Here is a 25197-nt window from a genome sequence, read left to right as displayed (position 1 = left end):
TCCCTTCTGTCACAGCCATCAAGGTCTCCAGCGCCGGAAAAACGGCGGCTGGCTAGCATACGACGGCATCAAAAGCGGACATTTCTATGCAGCTAAAAGCGGACATTACCGTGTAGCCACTACATCGCTATTTGTTGATAATTTATCTTATGTCAAATGTCGATTGCGGAAGGCGCGATAGATTTCGCCCTCTCTCCATACGATTGGCCGGCACGCCTGACCTCATTCACGAATGACCTGGATGCGTCCCGCCTTGACTGCGGCTTTCAAAATCGTCCAGTCTGCCTCATTTTGTTCTGCGTAAGCGAGCGCGAATCGCACGATGGCTTCGTCGAATGCATCCGACTTGCCGACATATCCACTGAGCAACGCAGGATCGCTTGCTTTCGCCATCGAATGGGCCAGCGCGTGAGCGCAGGACACCGCGTATTCGCCGAGATCTTCGACGTCGAACGTGGCGAAGTCGAACGCGCCCTTCATGTCGCGCAATTGCCGCACATAGAAGTCATTGCCCGTGTGACGCATCTTCGACCAGCCGAGAAAAATGTCGCTGGCCGACTGCAGCAGACGCTGCCCGTTCACCACACGCTGGCCGTGATTTGGATAGCGGCTCGGCGGCAGGTACCCTTCCAGCACAGAAGGCCGCGCCTCCTTGAGTTGAAGGAACAGTGGGCACTCTCCGTCGGCCATGAAGAGCGCCTCGTAGCAACGCGTTCCCACCGACCCGATGCCCACGACGCGAATGGCGACATCCACCAGTTCATAGCGATCGAACAGTGCGCGCCTGTCATCGGGAAGCGTCAACCGGTAGTCGGCGAAGAAACGCCGTACCAGCGCGTGGTACTTTTTCTGGTCATGCGGACTCTCGAGCGGGATGTGGTACACGAGCGGAGGTACGTCCTTGATGCGAAGCTTGCCGTTGACAAGCTCGGTTGCGTGAGTCATCACGGAGCGCGACGACTGCTGTCTCGCCTTGTCGATGACAGCCAGTTCCTTTCTTCTTTCCTCCGTCGAATCGGCGATCGCCAGCATGTTCGCCGCCCCGAACTGGCAGTACCAGACATCGAGCGTGTCCATGCCGCTGAATTCGGCGATCCGTTGCCGGAAGGTCTGGCATAGCCGGCGCACCACGCCGCGCTGGCCACGTATCGCAAATCCGCGTTCGCGAGCGGCAATCACGAACGATGCAGCAAGCCTGCGCACATCCCAGTCAAAGGGGCCCGGCAGTGTTTCGTCGAAGTCGTTGGGTCCGAAAAGAATGCGCCGTTCCGGACTCGCGAACAGTCCGAAATTGGCCAGATGCGCGTCGCCGCCCAGTTGCACGTTCACGTTGGAATGCGGCAGTTTCGACAGGTCATAGGCCATCAGCGGCGCGGCACCCCGATAGAACGCGAACGGACTCGCGATCATCCGCCCGTAGCGGATGGGTATCAACTCCGTCACCCTGCCCGCGTTGGACGCGTCGAGCAGTTCGATGGGATCGCGATCGTCGATCTTGCAGGCCGCCAGCTCCGCGCGGGGCACCTTTTTGCGCGCCGCCTTGCCCTGCTCGATGCGCGCAGCCAACGAGCCACGCCCCGCAAACAGCGTGGACGGATCTTCTTGTGCCGCCAGTGTCTTCGGATCAGCGCGATCCGTAGCGGCTTGAGTGCGCTTTGCAGCAGTGGAATCGAGCACGTGTCACTCCTTTTCGATTCAAGGTCAAGCGGACTTGCGTCACTTCGCCTTGCTTCATTGCGATTTGGCGTCCGGCACAGATGCAGACGCGGTAGGCGAGAGATCGCCTAGCGCGTCCATCGCTGCATCGACTGTCGCAAAGATCTCGCGATGCGCGCGGATCGCCCGCAGTGCCTTATACCTGTCGAGTTCGTGCCGCACGCCCGTCGGAAGCGCGACCACGGCGATACCCAGGCCGCGCCGGTCAAGCTCCGCACCCAGCTGGATCAACGTCTTGCCCGCCGTGTAGTCGATATTGTTGATCTCGGATGCGTCGATCACGATCCAGCGCAACGGAACGCTTGCCTCGTTGGCCAGTTTCAACACTTCCTCCATGAAGCGCCCTGTGTTCGCATAGAACAGGTCCGCCTCGAACCGGTAGACGACGATGCCGGGTGCGGCGAGCAGATCCGGCTCGACGTGATGTGTGAGCCAGTGGCCGGCGGGGCTACGCGTCAACACGCGCGTGCGCAGGCGGTAGCTATGCCGCGCATGCGCGATCAGCGATAGCACGACGGCAGCAAGGATACCGTGCATCACATCGACGAACACGACCACGCACGCTGCGAGCAACGCAACGACGAATTCGTCCTTCTGCATGCGATAGAGTTCGACCATACCCTGCACGTCGATCAGCTTCACGCCGATCATGAAGACGATGGCCGAGAGCACGGCCGCAGGCATAAGGCTGAGCGGCCTCGTGAGGAATAGCAGCACCAGCAGCACAATCACGGCCGTCGTGAGATGGGCGACCTGGGTGCGGCCACCTGCATCATCGACCATCTCGGTCTTGGTCGGACTGCCGTTCACGACGAAGGTGCCCGTCAACGCCGCCGCTGCGTTCGCTGCCGCGAGCCCGATGATGTCGGCATTGTCGTCGCCCTTCTCGTTGTAGCGGTTGGCGTATGCACGCGCCGTCGCCGCGCTCTGCGCGATGATGACGATGAAGCATGAGGCCGCCGTCGCCAGCACCTGGTTGATCTCGTTCATGTGCAGCGGCGGCACGAACAGCGACGGAAGTCCGCCTGGCACTTCGCCCGTTACCGCGATGCCATGTCCGGCGAAATTGAACACTCCGCTGGCCACGATGGAGCCGATCACGGCGATCAGCGCACCCGGTGCGCGCGGCGCGAGGCGCTTGCACCCGATGATCACGGCGAGGATGGCAATCGAAAGGACCGTGGTCGGATAGTTCGCCTCGGCGACACGTTGGAGCACGGACAGCAGTTGCATGACGGGGCCGTGCCCCTGCTTCGCGAGCCCGATCAGCCCGGCGAGTTCGCCCGCCGCGACCTGCACGCCCACGCCCGTCAGGAAGCCGATCAGTGCGCTGCGGGAAAGAAAGTCGGCCAGAAAACCCAGGCGAAAGATACGCGCAATCACAAGCATCACGGCAACCGTCAGGGCCACCGTACTCGTGAGGCCGACGTATTCCTTGCTGCCCAATGCGGCTACAGTCGTCAGCGTACCAGCGAGGATGGCGGCTGTCGCGGAGTCCGCTGCGACCACCAGCTGACGCGAGGCGCCCAAAATCGCAAACGCCACAAGCGGCAACAGGATCGTATAAAGACCCGTGACGGTGGGCGTGCCGGATATCTTCGTGTATCCCATCACTTCGGGAATGCCGAGGGCCGCCAGTGTGATCCCGGCGATGATGTCGTGCGGCAGTTGAGCGGGATTGACGGGCAAAAGCCCCTGCAGGAAGGGCATGCGATGCGGATGAGACCGTGTAGAAGCCGCTGGTTTCATGTGGCCACCCCCACTTTCCATGTGGCCACCTCCACTCGGGTTGTAAGCTTGCTGACGGGCGCGTTCGCAATGATCTCGTCTGCGATCACTACGTTGGATGCCCCCACGCTCTCGAACAGCATCTTTCTCAAGGAATTTTCGCCGCGCATTGCAATCGCGAGCGACGCATTCACCGTATGTGCCACCAACGCGATCGCCAGATTGTTATTGCCAGGACGAGGCTCATCCACACGGAAGATCAACATGGTTACCTCGGATAATTGGTCTGATCGAGATAACAGCGAACCCAAGGCCAGAGAGATACGGTCCCCCTTTTTGCGCCTGTAGTCAATAGTCAGGAGACGGAAAGGATCGGTGCTTGAACACCAGCTTTTCCTTACATGAAATTCAGATTACCCCTACACGATTCACAGTGTGCGAATACGCACTTCCGGTCGATAACATGAAAGGTTTGATCGCCCTTTCGTTGTCACGACGGCCATGAGGTACTCCGGCTAGCAAACGTTTGCTGATAACAACTGTCATGGGTGCGGTCACCCGTTGCATTTCGAATTAAACCGAACGCAGTTTCATCTCGATCAGGCACAACAAGATCAACAGGAAAGCTATGAACAGCCGCAACGATCCAGGCACAAACCTCTCCCGTCGCACCTTCTTACACAGCCTTGGCGCGCTAGCGCTATCCGCCTGTGGTGGCGGCGAGTCAAGCCCCGCATCGACAGCAGTGAGCCGCGCGAGCGCCCGTGACGCGTCATCCACCATCACCCTCTCCCACGTCGCCAACGGCGCAACGGACATCTCCATCAGCGGCGCCTTCGTCCATCCCGGCCTGCTGCACACGCAAGCCGACTTCGACCGCATGGCACAAAAGGTCGCCGCTCAGGCATCGCCGTGGTACGACGGCTGGCAGGTGCTGATCGCCAACGGCTACACGAACCTGTCGCGCTCGCCGCGACCGCAGGTCGAAGTCGATCGCGGCGGCAGCGGCCCGCAAAACTATCCCTTGCTGTATGCCGACATCGCGGCCGCCTACGGATGCGCACTGCGCTGGAAAATATCGGGCGATACCGTTTATGCCGACAAGGCCGTGCAGATCATGAACGCCTGGTCCTCGACGCTGCAGCGGCTGGGCGGCGATAGCAACGTCGATCTCGCGGCAGGCATCTACGGCTATGAGTTCGCGAACGCAGGCGAGATCATGCGCAGTTATCCGGGCTGGGCAGCCGCGGATTTTGCGGCCTTCCAGTCGATGATGATCAACATCTTCTATCCGATCAACGTCGACTTCCTCAACCGCCACAACAACACGGATATCACCCATTACTGGGCCAACTGGGATCTGTGCAACATGGCATCGATCATGGCCATCGGGGTGCTGTGCGACGATCACAGGCTGTTCGATCAGGCGGCCAACTACTTCATCGACGGCGCGGGTAACGGCGCGATCGCGCAAGCGGTCTATTACCTGCACCCCGGCTATCTCGGCCAATGGCAAGAGACCGGACGCGACCAGGGGCACAACACGCTCGGCATCGCGCTCGGCGGCGCGATCTGCGAGATGGCGTGGAATCAGGGCATCGATCTGTACGGCTACGACAACAATCGCTTTCTCGCGGGCGCCGAGTATGTCGCGAAAGCGAACCTGGTGCAGCCGGACGGCACCTTCCTCACGGTGCCCTATGTCACCTATACGAATGTCGATGTCACACAGCCAGGGTTTTCGACGGCGTCTCAAGGCACGATCCGGCCATGCTGGGCGCTGGTCTACAACCACTATGTGAATCGCAAAGGTCTCGCGGCGCCGTGGTCGACGAAGTTCGCGCAAGCAATCCAGCCCGAAGGCGGCGGCGGCAACTACGGCACGGCGAGCGGCGGGTTCGATCAACTCGGCTACGGCACGTTGACGTGCACGCGCGATGCCGTCACGCCCGCCGCCGCGCCAACCGGCCTGACTGCGTACCCGAGCGCGGGGCAAGTCGTGCTGTCATGGTGGGGCGTCGCAAACAGCACGAGCTACAACGTGAAGCGCGCTGCCGCGTCGGGCGGACCGTACACGACCATCGCGAGCAGCATCACCGATCCGTTGACGTACACCGACAGCCCCTCATCAGGCACCTGGTACTACGTAGTAAGCGCGCAAACGTCGACGGGCGAAACCGCAAACTCGGCAGAAGCCGCCGCGGTAACGGCTGTGCAACTGCATACCTGTCTGACCTTCGATGAAGCGAGCGGCACGAACGCTGCCGATGCAACTGGCAACGCCCATACGGGCACGCTCGTCGGTGGCGCAAGCCGTGTGACGGGCAAAGTGGCCAACGCGGTGTCGCTCGACGGATCGACGGGCTATGTCAGCCTGGCCAACAACATCGTCGCCGATGTATCGGATTTCACGATCGCTGCGTGGGTCAACTGGAGCGGCGGCAACGCGTGGGCCCGGATCTTCGATTTCGGCGCAGGTACGGGACGTTATCTGTTTTTAACGCCGAAAAGCTCAGCGGGCATCATGTGCTTTTCGATCACGACAAACGGCGGCTACGGCTCGCGCAATGTCAATGGCAACACCGCACTGCCGACCGGGCAATGGGCGCATGTTGCCGTCACGCTTTCCGGCACCACGGCCACGTTGTATCTGAACGGCAACGCGATCGGCAGCGCGACCGACGTTATCTTCGCGCCGTGGCGCGTCGGTCCGACTGCGCAGAACTGGATCGGGCGCTCGCAGTATCCTGCCGATCCGTTTTTCAAGGGGGCGATCGACGAGTTCCGTATCTATCGAAACGCGCTGTCGGCAGATCAAATTACCGCGCTTGTTCAAGCTGCGTAGCGGATAAACGCTGACGCCGGGATGGGCTGATCCCCATGATCTATGGCGGATCAGCCCGTGACCAACTGTGAGAAAGTTATTGGCATGATCGGCATGCGGGCTGTCGACACCTTGGCTCGTCGGCCGCACCTGTGTGTCGATGCTCTGGCAATAGATGCAAGCGCGTGAGGGAGCGCCGCCGCGAGCGGACGTCGAGACGGAAAAAATGCAGTCGCGCTCAATGAAGACAAAGCGCGACTTGCACTCATGGCAAGACCGGGAGTGGTCAGATAGGCGAAGCCGGCACAACGGAATTGAGCGGAACGAACGCGCTGCTGCAATCAACAGGCGTCGCATTACCCGGCGAACCCGACACTGTCACATCGGCGCCACTGCAGCTTTTGTCACGCTGCGCGCGGCGCCGTCACCGTGGCCCATCTCTCGACAATCCTGCGATTCGCGAACCGCCACAGCACAAAGCCGTGAAACTCGATCTTCTGTCCGGACGCCGCGTCGGTCGCGCGCCAGGTGTTTCTGACCATCACCTTGTCCCGCTCGGCGAGGATGTCTTCGACGGTGACATGCAGGTCCGGCCATGTTTTATAAAGCCCCGTCATCATCTCAATGGCGGCTTCGGGGCCGACCTGGGGACCTGACGGTTCGTCATGGTCGAGGAAATCGGCGCTCAGGTTCTGCCGCGCAACTTCCGCTTTCTTCCGGTTCACGAAGTTTTCGAAATGCTCGATCACGAATTGCTTCATTTCTTCGAGCGTGAAGCCCGGATCGCCTGCCGGTGGCACGGTAAATGACTGCATGGCTCACCCCTCGTTCGTCAGTAGCTTGAACGCATGCCGCCATTCGTTGCGCAGGAACCCCGGCAGACACCACAGGATGCAGAGCGGTTCGAGCGCGCGTGCCGACACGATGCTGCCACAGTCGTAGGGCTCCCAGCCGAACTCGCGGATGATCGCGGCAACACGTTCCTTCGCCTGTTCGTCGTTGCCGCACAGGAACATGGTCGGCGTGCCTTGCGGGAACTGCGGATCCACCATCAGCGCATTGCCGACGCTGTTGAACGCCTTGACCACGTGCGTACGGGGAATCTGGGCCTGAATCTGCTCGCCCACTGATTCGTTCGCGCCCGTCGTATATCTGAGCACGCCGTTGACCGGGGGCTCATCGGCGAGCGGATTGGTGGCGTCGATCAGGGTCTTGCCGGCGAGATTGTCCACTCCCGCAAGCTCGATCACGTTTTCCGCGATGCGGCCAAGGACCGCCAGCACCACGATGTCGCCGAAGCGGGCGGCCTCGTCGAACGTACCGGTCCTTGCGCCGGCGTGATTGCGCGCCCATTCCTGCACGTCGTTCTTGCCGGGCGTGCGCGTACCCAGCATCGCTTCGTGCCCATGCTTGAGAAACCCTGCCGCCAGTGCCCGCCCGACGTCACCCGAACCCAATACACCCACTTTCATTTCACCCTCTCCTTCGCCGGCGATCGCCAGCATCACCAGCGCGATCAGGAATGCGCGCCACCAGGCACGTTTCCCGCTGTATCGCGCAATAGCGAGAAGCCGATTCTCGCGCCGAACCCGCATGTGTACGCGAGTTGTACGAGCAGCATGGCTGCAGGTTCAGTGTAGCGCGCAAGCGTGAGGGGCCCGGCGTCGATCGGCTCGGCGCCGATGTCGCCGACCAGTTGCGCGACGACCGTCCGTGCGTTTGCGTCGTCGCCGCAGACAAACACAGCTACCCGCTCGCCGCCGACCTTTACTTCCGGCGAATGCAACAACTCCGCGAAAGGCGGGATCGCCTTGACCACCGTTGCCCAAGGGGCCAGCTTCGCGATCTCTTCGGCGCCGGAAGTCGTCGTGCCGACAAGCAGACCGCTCATGTCGGGCTTAAGCGCATTGGTACAGTCCCACAAGACCTTTCGCCCGGGTGGCGTGCCGACCTGCGCGAGCGCGTCGGCCGCGGCGGTCCAGGGCGTCGCCAGCACCACGACATCGGCGAATTGCACCGCGTCGGCGACGCTGCCGACCTGCGCACCCAGCCCCGACGCCGTCGCCCGGAGCTTCTCCATGTCGAGACTGAAACTCAGCATTACTGAATGCCCTTTGCCGACCAAATGCTTTGTGAGGCCGGTTCCGACGTTTCCCGCACCGATGATGCCGATTTTCATGGTCGAGCCTCCTGCAGTATCGTCAGGCCTGCGCAATGTTTGCCCAGATGGACTTGTATTGCGTATAGCTCTCGAGCGCTTCGGCACCCTGCTCGCGTCCGTAGCCGGACATCTTGTAGCCGCCGAAGGGTCCGCCCGGATGGTACTTGTGCCAGGTGTTGATCCAGACCGTGCCGGCGTCGATGCGATCGGCGAGCCGCAACGCGCGGCCCAGATCGCGGGTCTGGATGCCCGAGGCGAGCCCATACGGCGTGTCATTCGCGATGCGCACGGCCTCCTCCTCGCCCTGGAACGCAATGACGGGCAGCACCGGTCCGAAAATCTCCTCGCGGCTGATGACCATATCGCTCGTTGCATCTGCGAACACCGTGGGCTCGATGAACAGTCCCTTGCCGTTGATCCTGCGGGTGCCGCCACCGGCTACGAGGCGGGTCTTCGATGACTTGCCGGCGTCGATGTACCGCTGCACCTTGTCGAATTCCGCCCTCGACGCAATCGGCCCGACCTGCGTGCGCGGATCGAGCGGATCACCCAGCACGGCGGCCTGCGCCATTCGCGCCAGCTTTTCGACGACCTCGTCATAGACCGGCCGCTCCACGAGCAGCCGCGAACCGGCGACGCAGACTTCCCCCTTGTTCCAGAACACACCCCAGAAGGCGGTCTGGACCGCCGCATCCACATCGGCATCCGCAAACACGATGTTCGGCGACTTGCCGCCGAGCTCCATGGTCGTGTGTTTCAGCGTGTCCGCGCCGTTGCGCATGATCGTCTGGCCGACAGCGGTGGAACCGGTAAAGGCGATCTTGTCGACGAGCGGATGCTTCACGAGCGCGTCGCCGAGCGATCCGCCGGGTCCCGTAATCAGGTTGTAGACGCCTTCCGGCACCCCGGCATCGAGCATCACCTGAGCGAGCGCGAGCGCGGTCAGTGGCGTGTCGGACGCCGGCTTGTGCACGACGGTGTTGCCGGCTGCTAGTGCCGGCGCGACTTTCGAGCAGGTGAGCGCGAGCGGAAAATTGAAGGGCGTGATCGCCGCCACCACGCCTAGCGGTTCGCGACGCGTCAGGATACGGATGTGTGGTTCGTATGACGTGCGATAGGCGCCTCCCATCGCGTGCATCGCGATCCCGCCGAAGAAGCGGAAGAGTCCCGCGCAGTGGGGCATGATGACGTCGACGAAATCGCGGTACGGCATGCCCATATCCATCGATTCACGCAACGCGAACTCTTCCACCCGCTCTTCGAGCAGGTCGGCCACGCGAAACAGGATTTTTGCCCGCGCTTCATGATGCATGCGCGGCCAGGCGCCCGTCTCGAATGCCCTGCGTGCGGCTTCGACCGCCGCGTCGGCGTCCGTCACAGTCGCTTTCGCGAACTCCGTGACGGTCTCTTCGGTGGTCGGATCAATACTTGAAAGCATCGATCCGTCGGACGCGTCGCGCCAGTTGCCGTCGATGAGAAGCTGACCGCGCGGCATGCGCTTGCGCTGCGGGAGCGCCGTCGATTGCTGGACCATGATCGACCTCCTGACTGTTGCCCAGTGGAGGCCATTGTCAGCGCCGGTGCGGTGCCCGTCTATGCTATGTAGTGGTGAAACAGTTGTGAGCGGAGGTGCAAGATGAAAGCGGACGCAGCCAGCTCGATCGACCTCTTGAGGGCATTGAAGACGTTTACCGCGACGGTGGATCTGGCGAACTTCTCGGCCGCTGGCCGCCAGCTCGGCGTCACGCCCGGCGCGGTGAGCAAACAGGTCGGCATGCTGGAGGCGCTGGTCGGCTGCCGGCTGTTCCAGCGCAGCACGCGGCAGCTGTCGGTCACCGAGCAAGGGCGGCGGCTCTACGCGCAGATACGGCAGCCTGCACAGCAAATCGAGGACGCGATCGCGACGTTGTCATCCGACGAGACGCAGCCGAGCGGACCCGTGAAAGTGTCGTTGCCGATCGCCTTCAGTCGCGTTGCGCTGCTGCCCGTGCTGGGCCGATTCAGGGAGCGCTTTCCGCAGATCGAACTCGATCTGCGTTTCGAGAATCGCCGCGTGGACCTGATTTCAGAGGGCTATGACTGCGCGATTGGTCAGCTTAAGGATACAAATTCGAGTGTGGTCGCGCGAACGCTCGCGCCGCTGACGTTGATTCTGTGCGCGGCACCGGCATACCTCGAGCGGCATGGGGAGCCCTCGTCCGTCGAAGAGCTGGAGCACCACGAGCTGATTTCATTTCGCTCACCGAATAGCGGACGAATCCAGACGTGGAAGTTTCAGGTGCGCACGAGGGAGATCGTGCTTCAGCCTCGCTCCCGGCTCGTCGTGACGGACACCGAGGCCTTGACCGAACTCGCCGTCGCGGGCTGTGGCATCGCCCTGTTGGGCGCACATCACGCGGCGCCGTTGATCGACGCCGGCAGACTGAAGCAGGTGCTGCCGGGATGCGCCGAGCGGCGCAGCGACATCTGCGTCTACTACCCCGCTCGCAGGCATCTGCCGCCACGCGTCGCGGCATTTGTTGAATTTGTCGTGGCGGAAGTGCGGGAAAGCGAAACGGTGAAACGCGCGATCGCGATCGGACGGCGACGACAGGCCACGCAGGCGCAAACGCAGGCTCCCGGGTAGGCGGCCCGCGACCGACGGACGCGGTCGTTGCCTGACGCAACCTGTCGATGTCTTCGAGGGGAATCCGCAACTTCAATTCCCGTCGCATACTGCCTCCCAGTCGAGCTCCCGACTATCAGGCGACCAAGCGCAAATCCCTGTCTAACGTATGGCACTTGACGCCATACATGGGGTATGGCATGGTACGCCATATGAAAAAGAAAGCGACCTTACTGTTTGAGGACCAGGCGACTTACCCGGACGGCGGGATTCTCGAAATGCGAATCTGGCGGTTGCCGGAGCCGGACGACGAGAGACTCCACGGCCTGAAGTACAGCCTGTTCTATGGTCGGGATGGCGAGCGAATTGTCGGTTACGACAATGAGCGGGGTAAGGGAGACCACCGTCACTATCGGGACCGCGAAGAGCCCTACACCTTCACGACTGTCGAAAAGATGGTGGCTGACTTTACTCGAAAGGAGCGGGAAATGAACAAACTGAATGTGCATGTAGGCACCGTGCGCGATATGGGCGACCGCTTCGTCAACGCCTGGAAACGCGCAGAGGCAGGCGATGAGGTCAAGGAGCGGCACGTCACATTCTTCACGTGGGAAGAACTGACGGCAGCACTCACGCCCAAGCGTTTGGAACTGCTGCGTCATCTGCATCGCGAAGGTGCGGAAAGTATTAACGCTCTCGCCAAGACACTGGACCGTGACTATAAGCGTGTCCACGAAGACGTCACGGCGCTGGAAGCGGCTGGACTGATCGTGCGGGAAGGCAACCGGCTGAGCGCCCCTTGGGATTCGCTGGCGACAGACGTAGCACTTTGACAGGTCGCGCGTCAGCGCACCCTTCCTCGATTCACTGGAACTCGCCAGGGAGAAACTTATTCATCATTGATAGCCTCGTCTTTATCCGCTCCGACGACCTGTCAGATCGAATTCCCGCTAATACATGTCACGCGGCCTGACCTCGCTTTCCCTGGTCCTTTTTCCGTCATAGCGGCTTTGGCCGCAAGCTCCCTTTCAGGTACAACGGATGCGCCGGTTGGCCGGCCCTGGTAAGCGCCAGGCAATGCAGTCCCGGCAGCAGCTCGCGCACAATCCGGTCACGTTCCCGGTGACTACCATCGTTACCCCATGCCGCAACGATCATATCCGCGCCGCCCGCGAGCTTCACCAGATGGCTGTCGTTATCCGGGCCGACAGGGTCGTCAGCATTCAGCATGACCGTCGGATCGGTTGCCCGGAACGCAAAGAGGTTAGTCACGCACAGTGCGTTATAGCCCCATGCCTTCGCATAGCCAATGCAGCGCCGGATGGTCGGGTCATCGTTCGTTTCATCCGCAGTGCTGGGGTTCAGGCCGATGAACATCACATAGCGGCTGTCGTCCAGCAGCCCGCCGAACTCGCGCCAGAGTGCATATCGGTAGGTCCGGCACGGAGAGAAGGTCGTTTCCCGGCGCATCTGTTTTCCTGGTCATGCCCATACCACGCATCGACGAGCAGCCCCACATGAACAGATGCCAGTTCCGCCCTCGCCCGAGATGAAGTTTCTTACGTTGGCGCAGATTGTGGCGTTTGCTTATCGAAGTGTCGTTCCCGTTTTCCGTTATGACTGGTCGTTGTTTTTTGTCGTCCCGGTCAAAGCGCTATTGGCGGGTCGTCAGTCATTGCCGTGTCTCGTCCGCCAGCCATTGCTTTTCCTATCGATCTGCCTTTCCTATGCCAAGATTTCCGAGCATTGGCGTGACTCCAGTACTTCCCAGTACTTCCGGTAAGTGGCCATCCCACTTGGCGACCGCTTGCTGCTGGATGATCTCAGGCGTTATCGTCTGCTGGAGCAGTTTTTGCGCTTCCGCCTGCGCGTGTGCCTCGACTATCCTCTGATCGGCAAGCACCTTGGCTTTCTGCAACTCGTATTGCGCTTGCTGTGCGCGCTGCTGGGCGACCTGCTTTTGCTCGATGGCCTGCGCGAACTGCGTGCTGAAGTGGAAGTCTGTGATGTTCACCGAATCGACGACGAGCCGGTATGGCTTGAGTTCTTCGGTGATTTGCGCCTCGATCTGCGCACGCACCTGATCGCGATGGGTAATCAGATCTTCGGCGTTGTAATGGGCAGTCACCGCTTTCACCGAGTTGCTGATTGCCGGCTTGATGATCTTGGCGACGAGAGCAGATTCGTTTCCGATGTGCTGATAGACCCACTCTGCGTCGGCCGGCAGAATGTGCCAGTTCGTCGCCACGGTGGTCGTCACATCCTGCAGATCAAGACTCGCGGCCGTTTCCGCATCCTGGGAGTTTTGGACCTGCACATCCATTTTCACGACCGACTGGGCAAACGGAATCTTCAAGTGCAAGCCAGGTTCGAGTACCCCGGCCTGAACAGCACCCCATGTCATGAGTACACCACGTTGGCCTGGCCCGACGGTCACGAAGCCGCTGGCAATGAGTGTGAAAGCAAGAAGGATAGTCGCAGCGATGCCGAGCGCAGCGCGAGGCTTTGCGGGCATGGTCGTTTGCATGCTCATTGTTTGTTCTCTCTATTTTTTGAAGTATTGGAAACGGCGTCGCGCCGGCAGGACCGGCTTTCCTGGTCAATTGAGCCACATCGTTCTGTTTTCACGGTCTAAGCTGCGGCTGCCATATAGTACCGGTTCGGCGCCGGAAAAACTCCCGTCTTCACATCGATCAGGAATGGACCGTCGTGTTGCGACGCTTCGCTCAGCACACTCTCCAGATCGTCCAGGCGCTTGACATTGCGCGCCGTCACACCGAGCGAAGATGCAAAAGCCGCCCAGTCATGACGAGGTAGCCTGGTGAACTGTTCCGAAATCGAACCGTTGCCGACCGCGTCGATATGGATTGCACCATGCGCGCTGGCAATGGACGGCAAGGGAAGCCGGCGCGACAACGAGCTGGACCGCCGCTTATCTCAGCGACCGGTCCGATTACTTGCTGCCGCCGCGACAGCTCCTTCACGAACCATCGACGCGAACTGCGGCGCCAACTCAGGCTCGGTCCACCGGAACGGCAACGCCGCCCGACTGCGCCGCACTTCGCTGACATGAAAGCGCACGAGTCGTTGCGCGCCGTCGAATGCCGCGAGTTCAGCGCCGTCCCACACGACTTCCGCCCGCACCGCGAGATACACCAGGTCACCCGTCGCGAAGTCGATGAACAACAAACCGGCACGCGGGTCATGCAGCAGATTGCCGATCGTGTTGAACAAGCGATTGCCGCTATAGTCGGGGGTCGTCAGTGTGTTCACATCATCGACGCGGACGAAGCCCGGCGCACCGCCGCGATGCGAGACGTCAACCCCACGCGCGAGCCCCGCTTCTTCTTCAAGGTTCGCGCTCGCGATAAAGAACGTGTCAGCGCGGGACAATAGCGCTATGTCCTCGTCGCTGAGCTGGGTCGCGATTTCCACTGACGTCGAAGGCAAGCTCGCGCGTTGCGCGACGAAGCTCGGCGTCCGGCTCTGGATGTACTTCGCGCAGTTGCCGAAGCTCTGCGTCACGTCGACCTCCAACGTGTTGCCCTGCACCGACTTCACCACACCGTTGACCCGGTTACGACGCCGGGTCTGCGGTTGCAGACCGAGTCCGCCGATCATCGAACCGGTTTGCCAGCCGCCCGCGAGCGGATCGCCGGGCAGCACACCGCCTTCGATGCGCAGCGTTTGCGCATCGGGCGCCGACACGAAGCCCGGCTTGCTCGCGCGCAGCGATACCCACGGCTGGCCGCTCGCATCGACGCCGCCGAACATCATGAACGGTTGCGCGGCGAAGAACTGCCGATGCTGCTCCGGCATGTAGCGGCGAATCCCGCGACGCCCCACCGACTCCGCCTGGCTGCTCACGCCGGCGCGCTGCTGGGCGGCCTGCTCGCCCGCATGAAACGGTGAAGCCTCGATACCCCAGCCATCCAGTGGAATAAAGGTAGACATGATCAGCTCCAACTCGACGCAAGCCGCTCTTCACGCGGCAACCAGGCCCGCCTTGGTCGCGGGCATCGCGATGAAACGCGGCAACGCCTCGACGCGCCGCAGCCACGCACGAATGTTCGGATACGCTTGCAGCGACACGCCCCCTTCCGGCGCATGGGCGATATACGTATGCGCGGCAATATCGGCGATCGTCACATGATCGCCGGCCGCGAACGGCTTGTGCGCCAGCTCCTGCTCGATCACGTCGAACAGTTTGACGGCGATGTTCTTCGCGCCCTGATGATCCAGCGGCGCGCCGAACACGGTCACAAGCCGCGCCGCGCACGGCCCATAAGCGATCTGACCGGCGGCGAGCGATAGCCACCGCTGCACCGCGGCCGCGCCCTGCGGGTCTTCCGGCAGCCACGATGGGTCGCCGTAACGCCTGGCCAGATAGACGAGAATCGCGTTCGAATCGAACAGCGTCACGTCCCCGTCCTGGATCGTCGGCACCTGGCCGAACGGGTTGAGCGCCAGATAGTCCGGCTTGCGGTTCTCGCCCGCTTTCATGTCCAGCTCTACGACCTCGAACGGCAGGTCGAGCAGCGTCAGAAACAGCTTGACCCGATGCCCGTGCCCGGACAGCAGGGTCGTGAACAGTCGGATGGGCTGGGCAGGTTTGGCAGCAGGCATGTCACGCTCCGGAGTTTGAACAGGCATGCGCTCAGAATAGGCGCCCGCGTGATCGCGCAGAAGCCTGATAATCCGGGAAACACATTCAATCGAAGATGGACAATCGACCATGGCCGACGTACGCGATGTCAACCTGAACCGTCTGGCGATCTTCGTCGCCGTCGTCGATGCGGGCTCGCTGACCGCCGCCGCCGCGCGGCTGGGACTCGCTAAAACCATGGTCAGCACGCACATGCAGCGGCTCGAAGCCGAGGTCGGCGCGAGCCTGCTGGTGCGCACCACGCGGCGGCTCGGTGTCACCGAAGCGGGCCGCGCGTTCTATGACGCGAGCGTGAAGATCCTGCGCGCCACCGAAGACGCGCTGAATGCGCTCAGCGGTGAAACCGCGCCGGTACGCGGCATGTTGCGCGTCAGCTCGCCGATCGATTACGGCGCGCTCGTCGTCGCGCCCGCTCTGGTCGAACTGCGCCGCACGCATCCGCAGCTCGACGTCGAGTTGCTATGCAGCGACCAATACGTGGATCTGATTGCCGAAGGCATCGATGTCGCGATCCGCCTGGGCCGGCTCGCGGATTCCAACTACCGGGCAGTGAAGCTCGGCAGTTTCGTCAAGTGGATCGTTGCGAGTCCGGCGTTCGTCGACACGTGGGGCAAGCCGAGCACGCCGGCTGACTTGCCGGCGCTGCCCTTCTGCGCATTGACGGTATTGCCGCGCCCACTGACGCTCGAGCTGCGCCGCGCCGACGGCGAAACCGCCAGCGTGCGCTGCGAAAACGCGTTGCTGGCGAACACTGCCGACGCCTGCCGCGCCGCGACGCTCGCGGCCGGCGGCTTCGGTCTGTTGACGGACTTTTCGGTTGACGGCGATGTCGCGGCCGGCAGGCTGATCCGCCTGATGCCCGAATGGGCGAGCGCAGCTGCCGGCATTCAGGCCGTGTTTCCGCCCACCAGTCATCCGCCGGCGAAAGTGCGCGCGCTGATCGACACGCTCAGGAAGCGGCTTGCCGCAAGCGACGCGACACGCTGATCAGAACGAATGCCGCATCCCGATGCGCACGTCGGCCTGAGTGGTCGAACTCGACGGCGTGAAGCTGTAGCCGATCACCGCGTTCACGCCATCGGATGCGCGCAGATAGTCGCCGGAGATATACACGTCGGTGCGTTTGGACAGCAGGTAATGCAGTCCGAGCGAGCCCTGGTTCCAATGATTGCCTTCGAAGCGCGTGTGCTGATAGCCGCCATACAGGAATAGCGCAGGTGTGAATGTGTACGACGCCCCGCCTTCATAGACCTGCATGTGCGACGTTTGCCCGAGGCCCTTGATGGTCGTGTAGGTGAAGTTGCCGCTCAGCATCACCTTGTCGATCGTATAGGCCGCGCCGATTCCGAACGCGCCTTGCCGGTCGACCGGGAACGGCGATGAGCTGTACAGACTCGTGATCGCGCCCGTCGCCGGATCGACCGAAACGGTGGGCTGGCCGAGGAACGTATGCACGCCGATCATTGCGAACGGGTCGAACGCATAGATGCCGAACGGATTGTTCAACTGCGTATAGGCCGCGCCCATGTTGAACGCGCCGTGTTCATAGTGCGCGCCCACGCTCCACGCGCTCTTCTCATGAAAATTGCCGGCGGTATTGCCGAATGAATACATGCCGCCGAACGTCACGCCCGAGAAATCGTTCGACAGAAACTTGATCGAATTGGGCAGCCGGTCGCCGTTCATCCGGTCGAAGTCGCCCTGATGGATTGCATAGCCGCTTGCCCATGCGGAGATGTTGTACAGGTAGACGAACTCTTCGGTCATGTCGAGCTGATTGCCGAGCGACAGCGTGCCCCACGCGTTCTTCAGTCCCACATAGGCCTGCCGTCCGAACAGAGCGCCACCGAAACCAAGTTGTCCGTTGCTCAAATGAAAGCCCGATTCGAGCACGAAAACTGCCTGCAGGCCGCCGCCGAGATCTTCGACACCCTTGAAGCCGATCCGGTTGCCGTACGAAATACCGTCGTCGAATTTGACCTGGTGAGAGCCGCCCGCGTTGCTGACGTACGTGATGCCGGCGTCCACGATGCCATACAGCGTAACGCTGCTTTGCGCTTGCGCGGCGGCCGGCGCGAAAACGGCACTGGCTGCTACGGCGAGTCCGGAAAGGCCGACGGCATTGTTCTTCTTCATCTGATTCTCCCCCTGCTCTTGCCTGCGTATTTCGTTAAATAAAGCGCTGCCTGCTGCGCATCGTCGAGAGACGCGCGGCATGGCTCGCATGACGGGCTGTTCGAAACGGCTAAGATGGACTGCAACGAATGAGACTCGCGTCGATGCGCTCTCACCTACAGCGTCCGCATCGACGGGTCAAGAATACGGGTCCACATTTACGACGAATCGAGCAGAAACGACATGAATTTGTCGTACAGCGACCTTGCACGTGCGTCGGCTCGATAGTGAGGAATCCAATTGTTATTTCACGCCAAGCGCGGTTTGCACCGCTAGCAAGCCGTTCGCGCCAGTCGCGGTGTTCACGCCGTCGAGCCACGTCTTCAACAAGTCGGGGTGATGCTTCAAGGCTTCGGTCGCTGCCACATCGACACTGGTCTTCTTGTCCAGCACCTGGGCAATCACGCCGTTTTCCAGATCGACATTGAACGTGAGTTGCCTGAACAGGCGGCCGACGTTCGGACACTGCGCGGCGAAGCCGCTGCGCGCGACGGTGTTGACCGTGGCACCGCCGTAGTTGGGCCCGAAGTATTTGTCGCCGCCGTCGAGATAGGTCAGCTTGAACTTCGTGTTCATCAGATGCGGCTCCCACGCGAGGAACACGATCCACTGCTTGTCGCGCACCGCGCGCTCCACTTGCGTGAGCATGCCGGTCTCGCTCGATTCGACGAGCTTCCAGTTGCCGAGTCCGAATGCCTTGTCGTCGACCATCTTCCGGATGTTCTGGTTGGCGGGTGCGCCCGGCTCGATGCCATAGATCCTGCCGTCGAACCTGTCGGCGTACTTCGCCAGATCCGCGAACGAATGGACGCCGGCGGCCGCCACGTAGTCGGGCACCGCGAGCGTAAACTTCGCATTGCTCAGATTCGGGTGCACGACTTCGATCGACTTCTCGTCCTCGAACGGTTTGACAATTGGCGCCTGAGCCGGCATCCAGTTGCCGAGAAACACGTCGACCTGCCCTTTCTTCATCCCCTGATAGGTGATCGGCACCGACAGATTCGCCACGCGCTGCTGGTAGCCGAGCGCCTTCAACAGCACGCCGGTCATTGCATTGGTGGCGTCGATGTCGGTCCAGCCCGGCCCCGCCATGTTGACTTGCAGGCACGACTGAGGCTCGGCGGGCGCTGCGAAACTCGCCGTCGCGCACAGTATCGCGGCGCCGGATAGCGCCTGTTTGAAGAGCGTGTTCATCGTCATGTCGGCTTCCTGTGGGTGGGTGGAAAGTGGGCGTGAGGGTCGGCATCGGCGTCAACGGGTGACGGCGGGAAAGCGCGCCATCGCTTCGAGCGTGTCGAGGTCGATGTGGTTGCGCATGTAGCGCTGGCTCGCGTCGACGCGCGGTTGCCAGTCCCATGACGCGACCTTGCCTTGGGTGGTCGCGTTGAAATGGAAACGCCGCCGCCGCTGGCTTTGCAGCACCTGATCGTGCAGTGCGGCAAGATTCCAGCGTTGCGCGATCTCGTCGCGCAACGCCGCGACGTCTGATGCGTATTCGCTGCGCGCGGCGAGGTTCTCGCGCTCCAGCGGGTCGGCCTGCACGTCATAGAGCTGATCCGGGTCGGCCGGCGTATGAATGAATTTGAAGCTCCCGCGCCGCAGCATCACGATCGGCGCAATCGCACCTTCCGCGAGGTACTCGCCGAGCGCTTCGTCGTGACCGCCCGGCGTGCCGAGCAGATGCGGCATGAGGCTTCGGCCGTCGGGCGTGTCTGGCCAGACGGACGGCGGTGTGCCGCGCGCCAGTTCGACGAGCGTCGGCAGCAGATCGAGATGCGACACCGACGCCTGCACGCGATGCGCGTCGAACTGCTGCGGCGCATGCACGATCAGCGGGACGCGGCAGCCGCCTTCAAAGAACGTCATCTTGTACCAGAGGCCGCGCTCGCCGAGCATCTCGCCGTGATCGGAGGTGACGACGATCACCGTTTCCTGCGCGAGCCCGGACTGTTCCAGTGCCTCGAGGATCGCGCCGAACTGGTCGTCGACGTAGGCAATCGCGCCGTAGTAAGCACGGCGCGCATTGCGGATCTGCTGGTCGGTGGGCGGCGTGCGGTCGATGTCGCAGACGTGCCGCAAACGTTGCGAGTGCGGGTCGGCGGCGTCGAGCGGATCGCGATACGCAGGCATGTCGATCTCTTCGTCGCTCACCATGTCCCAGTACTTTTGCGAGATCGCATACGGGTCGTGCGGATGCGTCAACGAGGCCACCATGCAGAACGGCCGCACATCTTTGCCCGCATGACGCTCGCGTGCGATGTCGAACAACTTCTGGCGCGTGGTGAAGGTGACTTCGTCGTCGAAGTCGAGCTGGTTGGTTCGCACGCAAGGGCCCGCGTCGATCACCGAACTCATGTTGTGATACCACGTCGGCCGCGCTTTCGCATCGTCCCAGTTGGGCGTCCAGCCGAAATCGGCGGGATAGATGTCGGTCGTGAGCCGCTCTTCGAAACCGTGCAACTGGTCCGCGCCGCAGAAGTGCATCTTGCCAGACAGCACGGTGCGATAGCCCGCGGCGCGCAGATAATGCGCGAAGGTCAGCGTTTGCGACGGAAATTCCGCTGCATTGTCGTACGCGCCGATCGCCGACGGCAGCTTGCCCGACAGCAAGGAAAAGCGCGACGGCGCACACAGCGGACTCGCGCAATACGCCGATTCGAACACCACACCCTGTTTCGCCAGACGATCGAGATGCGGCGTCTTCGTCACGGGATGTCCGTAGGCGGCGAGCGCGAATGGGGTCATCTGGTCGGCCATCAGGATCAGAATATTTTTTCCGGTTTCAAGCATGGAACGCGCCTCGAATAGAATTGCGGGTGTCGGTGCAGGTGTGATGCGGCTGTTGATGCAAGCGCGCAGCCAGGCAGGCGAGCGCGTCATGAGGATGACTATTGCCGTCCAATTTGTCGCTGTGAAGACGGCAAATCGTTATGTGCCAATAAGGGGGGCTTATGTCGAGGCAGGATCGCTTGCCGCCAATGCAGGCGCTGACGATGTTCGAATCCGCGGCGCGCCTCGCCAGCTTCACGGCGGCCGCACGCGAGCTGGGTTCGACACAACCCGCCGTCAGTCAGCGCGTCGTGCAACTCGAAGAAGCGCTCGGCGTACCCCTGTTCGAACGGGGCCATCGCGGCGTCACGCTGACCGAAGACGGCGTGCGTCTCTTCGAAGCGGTGCACAGCGCGCTCGACACGATCCGCGCGGCCACCGCCGAAATCCGTGCGCGCCGCACGCCGCAAACCCTCACGCTGTCGACCGACTTCGGCTTCGCCACCTATTGGCTGATGCCGCGCCTGTCGCAGTTCAAGGCGCTGATGCCCGATGTCGATGTGAAAATCATCACGTCGCAGAACGTGTTCGATCCTTCGCACGATCAGGCGGACGTCGCGATTGCGTTCGGCGATGAGCACGCGGACTGGACCGCACGTGGCGCGCTCAAGCTGTTTGCGGAACGCGTCACGCCAGTCTGCAGTCCGGCCTTTCTCGCGGCGCATCCGGCGTTGCACACGCCGTCCGATCTGCTCAAGCTGCCGCTGCTGCATCTCGAACCGACCCAGCCGGCGCGCTGGCTGTCATGGGCCGACTGGTTCGCCGCGCATGGCGAGCACGCACCGGCCGCGCATCGCGGCATCACGTTCAACAGCTTCGCTCTCATGACTCACGCGGCGATCATCGGCCAGGGCGTGGCGCTCGGCTGGGCTCCGCTCGTCGACGAACTGCTCGCAACCGGCCAACTGGTCGAACTGTTCGAGGACACGCCGGTCGTTACCGCACGCGGCTATCTGCTCGTCACGCAACGTGCGGCGACACCCGCAGTCGCCGCGTTTCGCCGGTGGCTGCTCGGCGAATGCGGGCTCGACGCCGACTGAGCGCCTGACGCTTCCGTTCCAGCGCGACGGCGTTTAGCTTCTATCCGCGTAGCGCGCCGATTTGCTCTACTGCGGCGATGGATGCCGCGCTCCGCGGCGCCGCCCTATCGTCTATCTGGAGAGCGCATGTCCGCCGATTCCCGTCCCGCTCAACTGGTCCTCACCGTCGCGTGTCCGAGCGCGGCCGGCCAGGTCGCCGCCGTCGTCGGCTTTCTCGATCGGCATCATTGCTATATCGACGAACTGACGGTGTTCGACGACGACCTCAGCGAGCGCTTCTTCGTGCGCTGCGTCTTTCACGGCGTCGATCAGCGCGACGCGCTGCACGTCGCCGCGCTCGAGCGCGAATTCGCGCCGATTGCCGAGCGCTTCCAGATGACATGGGCGATGCACGAAGTCGCCAAACGGCCGAAGGTTCTGATCATGGTCTCGAAGCTCGAACACTGTCTTGCGGATCTGCTGTTCCGCTGGCGCATGGGCGAACTGAAGATGGACATCGTCGGGATTGGCTCGAATCATCGCGATCTCGAACCGCTCGCGCAGCAGCACGGCCTGCCCTTCCACTATTTGCCGGTCACGGCCGATACCAAGCCGCAACAGGAAGCGCGTCTGCTCGATCTGTTCGAGACGTCGGGCGCCGAGCTGATGATTCTGGCGCGCTACATGCAGATTCTGTCCGGTGAGACGAGCCGTGCGCTAGTCGGGCGCGCGATCAACATCCATCATTCGTTCCTGCCTGGCTTCAAGGGCGCGAAGCCCTATCACCAGGCGCATGCGCGCGGTGTCAAACTGATTGGCGCAACCGCCCATTTCGTGACCGACGATCTCGACGAAGGTCCGATCATCGAGCAGGCAGTGGAGCGCGTCGATCATTCGTACAGCCCCGAGCGGCTACTCGCCACCGGACGCGACGTCGAATGCATCACGCTCGCGCGGGCGGTCAAGGCATTCGTCGAGCGGCGGGTGTTCATCAATGGGGATCGTACCGTCGTGCTGCAGTGAGCATGCTGCGATGAACGCGCCGCAATAAGCAGGACGCAACAAGCAGAAACCGCATCAAGCAAAAACGCCGCTGAAAAGCGGCGTTTCTGCTTATCGAGTGGCCGCCTCAACAGCGCGGCAATCCGTGCACCCGCGTAATCACTTCACCCAGCTATCCACGCGGTCGCTGTGCGCGCTGATCCACGCATCGGCGGCGGCGGTCGGCTTTTCGCCATTCTGGGTCGCCAGCATCACGCTATCGATCTCGCCCGGCTTCCACTGGAACTTCTTCAGGAACGCGACGACCGGCGGCGCCTTCTTCTCGAGCTCGGGGTTCACGATGCTATCCACATGCTCCGCTTCACCGAACACCTTCTTCGGATCGTCGAGGAACTTGAGCTTGTACTTCGCGAACATCCAGTGCGGCTTCCAGCCGGTCACGATGATCGGCTTGCTCGCCGCTTCCGAGCGCGCCAGCTCCGCGGTCATCGCGCTGCCCGAACTCGGCATCAGCTGATAGTCGAGCCCATATGCCTTGATCGCTTCGCTGGTTTTCTGCATCACGCCCGCGCCGGCATCGATACCGACAATGCGTGCGCCGAACTCCGCCTTCTTCGCCTGCAGATCACCGACGCTCGTCACATCCGCGTTGTCCGGCACGATCAGGCCGATCTTCGCGTCGTTGAAGTTCGGCCCGAGGTCGATGACCTTCTCCTTGAAGTTGTTCCAATACGCACCGTGCGTGACTGGCAGCCACGCGGAAAGCGTCGCGTCGAGGTCGCCGCGCGCCACGCCCTGCCACATTACGCCGGCTGCGACCGGCACCAGTTGCACCTGATAGCCGAGGCGCTTTTCGATCACGCGCGCAGCCACGTTGGAGGTCGCGACGCTATCGTCCCAGCCTTCCACGTAGCCGATCTTGATGGTCGGTTTGGAATCGGCCGCCACCCCTGCGCTGCCAGCCGCCAGTACCGTACACACCGCGCTTGCCACGAATATCTTTCTGATCAATCCCATCGCCGTTCTCCCGTTTGCCGTCAACCAACCCATTGAGTATTTAGAATCGCTAACCAGAATTGCCAGGTAGCGTTGTTTTGCGACATCCAGTTGTCTGCCTGCGACTTTGGTCGCCGCTTTCCACATGGCTTCCCGCATCACTTCATACAGCGCACTTCGTGCTACTTGTCCACCACGAGGTCGCTCAGTGGCTTACTGCAGCACAGCAGCACCATGCCCTGGTCGATCTCGCGCTGACGAATGCCGCCCGCGTGTTTCATCGCGACTTCACCGGATACCAGCTTGACCTTGCAGGTGCCGCACATGCCTTGCGTACACGACGCCGGCAGCCGCACGCCCGCTTTCTTTGCCGCATCGAGCACATGCTGGCCGCTGCCGCATTCGATCTCGCGATTGCTTTTGGTGAAGCTCACCTTGAAACGCGTTTCTATTTCGACTTCCGTCGGTGCGGGTTCGAATCCCGCGGCTTCGGCACGCTCGTCGCCGGAATCGCCGGAATCGCCGGAACCGTTCGCCGTGACAGGCGCGCTCGCATGCTGCGCCGCATCCGCGACGTGCAGCGTGGTCACTGGCGCGGCCACTTCGCTGACCGTCTCGAACGAAAAGCTTTCCTCGTGATAGTGGCGGCGATCGAACCCGCCCTCGGCCAGCAGGTTGCGCACGGCCTGCATATACGGCGCGGGCCCGCAGGTGAAAATCTCGCGCTCCAGAAAATCCGGTGCAATCAGCTTGAGCAGCGGCAAACTCAGAAAGCCGGTCACGCCCGGCCAGTTCGTACGGGCGCCGACGCGCTCGCAAACGAACGCCGCGCGAAAGCGCACCTGATTCGATGCGATCAGATCGAGCTCACGTGCGAAGATGATGTCGTCCGGAGTACGGGCGCTGTGCACGAACACGATGTCGCTGTCTTCACCGAGTTCGTGATGCGCGCGGCTCATCGACATCAGCGGCGTGATGCCCGAGCCCGCCGACAGAAACAGGAACTTGCGCGCCGGATGCCGCGCGCAGGTGAACTCGCCGGACGGTCCCAGCACGCGAACCTGCGAGCCCGCCTGCAGATTGTCGTGCAGCCAGTTCGATACCTTGCCGCCCGGCACGCGCTTCACGGTGATCGAGATCGTATGCGGCCGGGTGGGCGGCGACGAAATCGTATAGCAGCGATTGATCGACTCGCCGTCTATCTCCAGCTCCAGCGTGATGAATTGCCCCGGCTCGAACACGAACGCCCGCTCGGACGGCGCGCGGAAGAAAAAGCTCTTCACGTCGTGCGTTTCCTGACGAATGTGGCAGCACACCAGCGTGTCGTCGGCGTCGCTGTTCCAGCGCGCGGGCAACGCGTCCCAGAAGCGCGGCTGCGTGACACGACTCGCTGTGCGCTGAGGGTCGGGCTCGGTGCTGAGCTGAAACGTCGCCTGATCACGCATCATGGTTTTCTCCGCTCCTCGTTGCGGTTTC

Annotated in this window: 24 protein-coding genes; 7 read left to right on the top strand and 17 right to left on the bottom strand. The window is 62.1% G+C overall.

The window, feature by feature from the left end; translation table 11 throughout:
• The coding region (locus BN2475_RS35090; RefSeq protein WP_218023725.1) for a hypothetical protein at nt 1-181 on the top strand (181 nt) is incomplete at its 5' end.
• 41 nt (nt 182-222) lie between these two features.
• Here BN2475_RS35090 and BN2475_RS26145 read toward each other — a convergent pair.
• From BN2475_RS26145 to BN2475_RS26135, 3 genes are read right to left on the bottom strand one after another with little or no spacing between them, the layout of a single operon-like run.
• Nucleotides 223-1677, bottom strand: a complete 1455-nt coding sequence (locus BN2475_RS26145) for a DUF2252 domain-containing protein (protein WP_094782355.1) — start codon at nt 1675-1677, stop codon at nt 223-225.
• 54 nt (nt 1678-1731) lie between these two features.
• A complete protein-coding gene (locus tag BN2475_RS26140; RefSeq protein ID WP_245841590.1) occupies nt 1732-3426 on the bottom strand; it encodes a SulP family inorganic anion transporter in 1695 nt (564 codons plus the stop codon).
• A 35-nt stretch (nt 3427-3461) separates the two neighbouring features.
• On the bottom strand, nt 3462-3710 hold the full coding sequence (locus BN2475_RS26135) for a hypothetical protein (protein WP_245841588.1): 249 nt from the start codon (nt 3708-3710) through the stop codon (nt 3462-3464).
• A gap of 362 nt (nt 3711-4072) precedes the next feature.
• On the opposite strand from BN2475_RS26135, the gene BN2475_RS26130 reads away from it, so the two are divergent.
• The gene (locus tag BN2475_RS26130; protein WP_094782353.1) at nt 4073-6289 is read left to right on the top strand and encodes a LamG-like jellyroll fold domain-containing protein; all 2217 of its coding nucleotides are present in this window, start codon (nt 4073-4075) and stop codon (nt 6287-6289) included.
• A 383-nt stretch (nt 6290-6672) separates the two neighbouring features.
• Here the strand turns inward: BN2475_RS26130 and BN2475_RS26125 are convergent, their stop codons facing one another.
• From BN2475_RS26125 to BN2475_RS26110, 4 genes are all read right to left on the bottom strand, one after another.
• Entirely contained in the window at nt 6673-7017 is a 345-nt protein-coding gene (locus BN2475_RS26125) for an ester cyclase (protein WP_245841586.1), read from the bottom strand.
• Between the two features lie 69 nt (nt 7018-7086).
• Nucleotides 7087-7740 carry an NADPH-dependent F420 reductase gene (locus BN2475_RS26120; RefSeq protein WP_094782372.1) on the bottom strand — a complete coding sequence of 218 codons (654 nt, stop codon included), beginning with the start codon at nt 7738-7740 and terminating at the stop codon, nt 7087-7089.
• A 44-nt stretch (nt 7741-7784) separates the two neighbouring features.
• Nucleotides 7785-8447 (bottom strand): NADPH-dependent F420 reductase, encoded by a 663-nt coding sequence (locus BN2475_RS26115; protein ID WP_094782351.1) that lies wholly within the window; start codon nt 8445-8447, stop codon nt 7785-7787.
• A 22-nt stretch (nt 8448-8469) separates the two neighbouring features.
• Entirely contained in the window at nt 8470-9963 is a 1494-nt protein-coding gene (locus tag BN2475_RS26110) for an aldehyde dehydrogenase family protein (protein WP_094782350.1), read from the bottom strand.
• Nucleotides 9964-10065: 102 nt separating this feature from the next.
• Here BN2475_RS26110 and BN2475_RS26105 point away from each other — a divergent pair, with 102 nt between their 5' ends.
• Both BN2475_RS26105 and BN2475_RS36385 read left to right on the top strand, forming a co-directional pair.
• Nucleotides 10066-11055, top strand: a complete 990-nt coding sequence (locus tag BN2475_RS26105; protein WP_094782349.1) for a LysR family transcriptional regulator — start codon at nt 10066-10068, stop codon at nt 11053-11055.
• 191 nt (nt 11056-11246) lie between these two features.
• Nucleotides 11247-11867: a toxin-antitoxin system TumE family protein gene (locus BN2475_RS36385; RefSeq protein ID WP_342744652.1), complete on the top strand. Its 621-nt coding sequence runs from the start codon at nt 11247-11249 to the stop codon at nt 11865-11867.
• 166 nt (nt 11868-12033) lie between these two features.
• On the opposite strand, the gene BN2475_RS26090 is transcribed toward BN2475_RS36385, so the two are convergent.
• From BN2475_RS26090 to BN2475_RS26070, 5 genes are all read right to left on the bottom strand, one after another.
• A complete protein-coding gene (locus BN2475_RS26090) occupies nt 12034-12504 on the bottom strand; it encodes a DUF1643 domain-containing protein (RefSeq protein WP_094782348.1) in 471 nt (156 codons plus the stop codon).
• Nucleotides 12505-12742: 238 nt separating this feature from the next.
• Entirely contained in the window at nt 12743-13561 is an 819-nt protein-coding gene (locus BN2475_RS26085) for a prohibitin family protein (RefSeq protein ID WP_159444611.1), read from the bottom strand.
• A 104-nt stretch (nt 13562-13665) separates the two neighbouring features.
• The gene (locus BN2475_RS26080) at nt 13666-13932 is read right to left on the bottom strand and encodes a thiamine pyrophosphate-dependent enzyme (protein WP_245841584.1); all 267 of its coding nucleotides are present in this window, start codon (nt 13930-13932) and stop codon (nt 13666-13668) included.
• A gap of 39 nt (nt 13933-13971) precedes the next feature.
• Nucleotides 13972-14988, bottom strand: a complete 1017-nt coding sequence (locus BN2475_RS26075; RefSeq protein ID WP_094782370.1) for a pyridoxamine 5'-phosphate oxidase family protein — start codon at nt 14986-14988, stop codon at nt 13972-13974.
• Between the two features lie 30 nt (nt 14989-15018).
• Nucleotides 15019-15660: a glutathione S-transferase family protein gene (locus BN2475_RS26070; RefSeq protein WP_094782346.1), complete on the bottom strand. Its 642-nt coding sequence runs from the start codon at nt 15658-15660 to the stop codon at nt 15019-15021.
• Between the two features lie 109 nt (nt 15661-15769).
• Here BN2475_RS26070 and BN2475_RS26065 point away from each other — a divergent pair, with 109 nt between their 5' ends.
• Nucleotides 15770-16687 carry a LysR family transcriptional regulator gene (locus tag BN2475_RS26065; RefSeq protein WP_094782345.1) on the top strand — a complete coding sequence of 306 codons (918 nt, stop codon included), beginning with the start codon at nt 15770-15772 and terminating at the stop codon, nt 16685-16687.
• Here the strand turns inward: BN2475_RS26065 and BN2475_RS26060 are convergent, their stop codons facing one another.
• The 3 genes from BN2475_RS26060 to betC all read right to left on the bottom strand — a co-directional run bounded on the left by BN2475_RS26060 (nt 16688) and on the right by betC (nt 20665).
• Entirely contained in the window at nt 16688-17836 is a 1149-nt protein-coding gene (locus BN2475_RS26060; protein ID WP_094782344.1) for a porin, read from the bottom strand.
• A 282-nt stretch (nt 17837-18118) separates the two neighbouring features.
• Complete coding sequence (locus BN2475_RS26055; protein ID WP_094782369.1) at nt 18119-19069, bottom strand: choline ABC transporter substrate-binding protein; 951 nt, start codon at nt 19067-19069, stop codon at nt 18119-18121.
• Between the two features lie 57 nt (nt 19070-19126).
• Nucleotides 19127-20665 (bottom strand): choline-sulfatase, encoded by a 1539-nt coding sequence (betC, locus tag BN2475_RS26050; protein ID WP_094782368.1) that lies wholly within the window; start codon nt 20663-20665, stop codon nt 19127-19129.
• A gap of 161 nt (nt 20666-20826) precedes the next feature.
• Here betC and BN2475_RS26045 point away from each other — a divergent pair, with 161 nt between their 5' ends.
• Both BN2475_RS26045 and purU read left to right on the top strand, forming a co-directional pair.
• Nucleotides 20827-21744, top strand: coding sequence for a choline sulfate utilization transcriptional regulator (locus tag BN2475_RS26045; protein WP_094782343.1), 918 nt, complete (start codon nt 20827-20829; stop codon nt 21742-21744).
• Between the two features lie 126 nt (nt 21745-21870).
• Nucleotides 21871-22746 (top strand): formyltetrahydrofolate deformylase, encoded by an 876-nt coding sequence (gene purU, locus BN2475_RS26040; protein ID WP_094782342.1) that lies wholly within the window; start codon nt 21871-21873, stop codon nt 22744-22746.
• A 138-nt stretch (nt 22747-22884) separates the two neighbouring features.
• Here the strand turns inward: purU and BN2475_RS26035 are convergent, their stop codons facing one another.
• Together BN2475_RS26035 and BN2475_RS26030 are read right to left on the bottom strand one after the other, a co-directional pair.
• On the bottom strand, nt 22885-23742 hold the full coding sequence (locus BN2475_RS26035) for a glycine betaine ABC transporter substrate-binding protein (protein WP_094782341.1): 858 nt from the start codon (nt 23740-23742) through the stop codon (nt 22885-22887).
• Between the two features lie 161 nt (nt 23743-23903).
• Entirely contained in the window at nt 23904-25169 is a 1266-nt protein-coding gene (locus tag BN2475_RS26030; protein ID WP_094782367.1) for an FAD-binding oxidoreductase, read from the bottom strand.
• Between the last annotated feature and the right edge of the window lie 28 nt (nt 25170-25197).

The organism is Paraburkholderia ribeironis (assembly GCF_900019265.1).
Taxonomy (GTDB): domain Bacteria; phylum Pseudomonadota; class Gammaproteobacteria; order Burkholderiales; family Burkholderiaceae; genus Paraburkholderia; species Paraburkholderia ribeironis.
The sequence above is the reverse complement of the archived record's forward strand: the minus strand, read 5'-3'. Positions and strand labels throughout refer to the sequence as shown.